This window comes from Paenisporosarcina sp. P4_E4_2, assembly GCF_056401595.1.
In genome coordinates this window covers 1-3885 of sequence record NZ_JBFUJC010000301.1, presented here as the reverse complement: position 1 = coordinate 3885, position 3885 = coordinate 1, and the positions used below count along the sequence as shown (strand labels likewise).

The 3885-nt window shown below is 38.5% G+C and carries 5 protein-coding genes; all 5 read right to left on the bottom strand.

Annotated features, from left to right (window positions below; genetic code table 11):
* Positions 1-224 (bottom strand): ABC transporter permease subunit (locus AC1DSB_RS15900; protein WP_477587084.1); only part of this gene is annotated, 224 nt, incomplete at its 3' end.
* Positions 225-236: 12 nt separating this feature from the next.
* Positions 237-875 (bottom strand): amino acid ABC transporter permease, encoded by a 639-nt coding sequence (locus AC1DSB_RS15895; RefSeq protein WP_016429293.1) that lies wholly within the window; start codon positions 873-875, stop codon positions 237-239.
* Between the two features lie 89 nt (positions 876-964).
* On the bottom strand, positions 965-1768 hold the full coding sequence (locus tag AC1DSB_RS15890) for a transporter substrate-binding domain-containing protein (RefSeq protein WP_477531776.1): 804 nt from the start codon (positions 1766-1768) through the stop codon (positions 965-967).
* A gap of 15 nt (positions 1769-1783) precedes the next feature.
* Positions 1784-2512, bottom strand: coding sequence for an amino acid ABC transporter ATP-binding protein (locus tag AC1DSB_RS15885; RefSeq protein ID WP_477587083.1), 729 nt, complete (start codon positions 2510-2512; stop codon positions 1784-1786).
* A 671-nt stretch (positions 2513-3183) separates the two neighbouring features.
* A partial coding sequence (locus AC1DSB_RS15880; protein WP_477587082.1) for a D-serine ammonia-lyase occupies positions 3184-3885 on the bottom strand: 702 nt, incomplete at its 5' end.

Below are 3885 nucleotides of genomic sequence, written 5' to 3'. Positions count from 1 at the left end.
ATGATCAACAGTAAAGGGAGGTTACGGATTGTCTCAACAATCAATGCAACTACATGTGAAACAACAGGAATCTTCGCGTACCTAATTGTCCCCATCAGACCACCAATTATAAAGCTAAGCACAATTGAAATTGCAGCTACCTTAATTGTGACCCAAAATCCTTCGAGTAAAAATTTTATATTGGCCGGTGTTAATACATCAGTGAACGGTGCCAGGAAATCCATCTATGCACCTCCTTAATTACTTCTAGCCAGGCGTTTTTCCAAAAATACTACGCCAAAACTTAAAGGTATAGTTAAAATCAAATAAAACAAACCAACGAAAATATATGTATCAAAAGTGGAGAATGTCTTCGCAGCTATTAAATCCCCTTGATACATCAAATCCCCACCTGCCACGACGGCTAATAGTGATGAGTTCTTAACCAAATTGATAAATTGATTGCCAAGGGGCGGGATAACAATTTTTATTGCCTGTGGTAGGATGACAGTCCTCATTGCTTGTCCGTAAGTCAGTCCTGATGATCTGGCTGCTTCCATTTGGCCCTTTGGCACTGACAAAATCCCTGCACGGATTGCTTCAGCAATAAAAGCCGCTGTGTAAACAGTCAATCCTATAATCCCTGCCGTCATTCCGCCGTAACTACCAGCCAAGTAAGTGAAAAACACAATGACCAGTACAGGTATATTACGGATAAATTCCACATACGCCGTTCCAATCCAGTTTAGCGGTTTAAATGGGGCAATTCGCATAACTGCAATAAGTGTCCCAAGAAGAAAGCTACAAACCAATGCTATTAAACTAGCAATAATGGTTATTTTAAATCCTTCCACAAATAAATCCATATTATCTGTCAGTATCGAGAAATCCAGCAAACGATCTCCTCCTAATTAATCAGGATGAGCAGTCCGTAATTCTATTTACGGAATACTGCCCATCCTGACAAGAAACCTAATATAAATAATTATTTCTTAATCCATTTATCCTTGATTTCATCATATTTTCCTGAGTCCTTTAAGCTTTTCAATGCTTTGTTCAACTCATCGACAAGCTCTTGATTGCCTTTTTTAACAGCGATTCCATAAGGCTCTTCCGTGAAAGTTCCACCGACAAGTTCAAATGAAGGATCTTCTTCAGCCATGCCATAAAGGATAGAATCATCTGTAGTCAGGGCATCACCCTTACCAGATTTTAATGCTGTAAAAGCTTCAGCGTAGTTTTCAAATTCAAGAACAGTCGTTTCAGGAGCTTTCTCACGAATATTTATTGCAGATGTAGAGCCTTTAACAGCAAGCACTTTTGTTCCTTTTGCTAAGTCTTCAATGCCCTTAATCTTACTTCCCTTTTCTACAAGCAATGATTGTCCTGCATCAAAATAAACATCAGTAAAATCAACTTCTTTTTTACGATCTTCATTAATTGTCATCGTAGCTACAACCGCATCGATTTTATCATTATTCAAGAGTCCTACTCGCGTTTTCGAGGTAACTTCTTTGTACTCAGGTTTAACATCTGGGCCGAACATTTCTTCTGCCAGTGCTTTTGAAAGATCGATATCAAACCCTTCAACTTCGCCAGTTGATGGATTTTTCAATCCAAAAAGACGAGTATCGTATTTTACACCAAACACAATTTTTTTGTCCTCTTTGATTTGTGCAAGTACATCTTTGTCTCCGCTTGCATTATCGTCCCCGCTGCAACCAGCAAGAAAAATAGCGGCCATTGTAGATACAAAAGCCATTTTTAATAATTTTTTTGTCTGAAACATTCCAATTACCCCCTATTAATGATTTAAAATACGACTGAGGAACAAACGAGCCCGTTCTTCACGGGGATTCTCGTAGAATTCAGCCGGAACTGCTTCTTCTAAAATTTTTCCTTCATCCATAAATACAATTCGGTCCGCAACCTCTTTAGCGAATCCCATTTCATGAGTGACCACAGCCATCGTCATTCCTTCTTTTGCAAGGGTTTTCATAACATCCAGAACCTCACCAATCATTTCGGGATCGAGTGCCGAAGTCGGCTCATCAAAAAGCATAATTTCGGGTTTCATGACTAGACCACGTGCAATTGCCACACGCTGTTGCTGGCCACCAGATAGCTGGGAAGGGAAAGCATCGGCCTTATCAGATATTCCAACTTTATCAAGATAGTACAWAGCTGTTTCTTTAGCTTCTTTTGCAGATTGCCCTAAAACTTTCATTGGGGCTAGCATGATGTTTTCAAGCACTGTTTTGTGTGGATATAAATAAAAATGCTGAAATACCATTCCGATATTGCGTCTTAGCTTATTAATATCCGTTTTTTTATCCCCTACTGAAACATCATTTACAGTAAGGGTACCTTCAGAAATTGTTTCCAACCGATTCATACAACGCAGCAAAGTACTTTTCCCTGAACCAGAAGGTCCAATTATGACAACTACTTCGCCCTTATTGATTGTGAGATTAATATCTTTCAAAACGTGAAAATCTCCAAAATACTTATTTACTTCTTTAAATGCAATCATTCTTGACCTCCTAAATTTTAACCCTTATGTATAATTCATTCTAGCAGAAATTTTCAGAATTAATAAAATTATATTCACTACTTAATAAAATAGTCAAATACTATATTATTATTCCTCCGTTTTTGCCTTTAAGTTCTCATTCTTAAATTTTATGTATTAACTAAATATTCATATACCTCTAAAATTTATTTTTTAAACCAAGATTATTAATAAATAACTTGAAAACTTTGAAGATGGGACGCTTGATTTATGCCAAGAAACGATTGGCACCTACGGCTTGGTGACCGTTGGCTGGTGGAGCAATTCTCACTTCATAAGATGAGAAGACGATTAAATTGCGTAAAAAGCTTGAAGAAATTGAAAGGAAGTTGGTGCAATTGGCATTGATGAAGTCCTATATGCGTGTTTGCTCAGCCATCCGGCACAAATTATGCCGGTTCAGGCAAAATGCCACGCATAGAATCAGCTATACGGGCTTTGGATATATCTTTAACAAGTGACCAGTGGTTTGATATTTTACAGGTTGCTATGGGAAGAGATATTGCCTAGATTCCTTTCTCACTTCTCTCAGTCATAATCTAGTATTCAGCTGAATATAATAGAGCAAGACACCCCGAGTAGTCGTAGAACTGCTCGGGGTGTCTTTGTGTGTATATATGATAAAACCTGGATTAAAGTAAGCTTTGTCCTTTTTCATAAAATCTTTTCATGTCATGTTTTGGTACAAGTGCTCCACCCGTTGCCCAAACGATATGTGTGGCTTGAGAAGTATTCAAGTTATTTTCTTTCACGTATTCGGACGCTAATATCAGTCCCGGTCCTATCAGACCTGAAGTGGCTGATGGTTCCAGATGGATCCCTTCACTATCCGACAATAAGGCCAATAATTTAAATAAATCTTCATCCTCCATTGTGTAAATACCACTAACGAGCTTCTCACTAATAGAGGAAGCAAAGCATGACGGTCTTCCTACTGCTAAGCCATCCCCTTCAGTTAAGTTATCGATTCCGAAATTCTGCACACATACTTTTTCTTTTTCCCCTGTCAGCAGCCCGACTAATACGGCTGGAGAATGAGTGGGTTCCACAAAGAAACAATGTACATAATCTCCAAAAACCTGTTTTAGTCCGAACGCAATTCCACCAGGCGACCCGCCAACACCACACGGTAAATATACAAATAAAGGATGTTCAGCATCAACTTGTATGTTTTCATCTTGTAGTTGTTTTTCCAGACGAATCGCCGCGACACTGTAGCCGAGGAATAAATGCTTTGAATCTTCATCGTCAACAAAATAGCCTTTTACATTATTTTTCGTTTCCTGTCTTCCAGCAAAAATGGCTTCGCCAAAATCTCCTTTGAATTCATGTAC

What these genes read in the sequence shown, in the direction of transcription:
- AC1DSB_RS15890 (WP_477531776.1), bottom strand. Translation starts at nt 1,768, where the DNA reads ATGTTTCAGACAAAAAAATTATTAAAAATGGCTTTTGTATCTACAATG.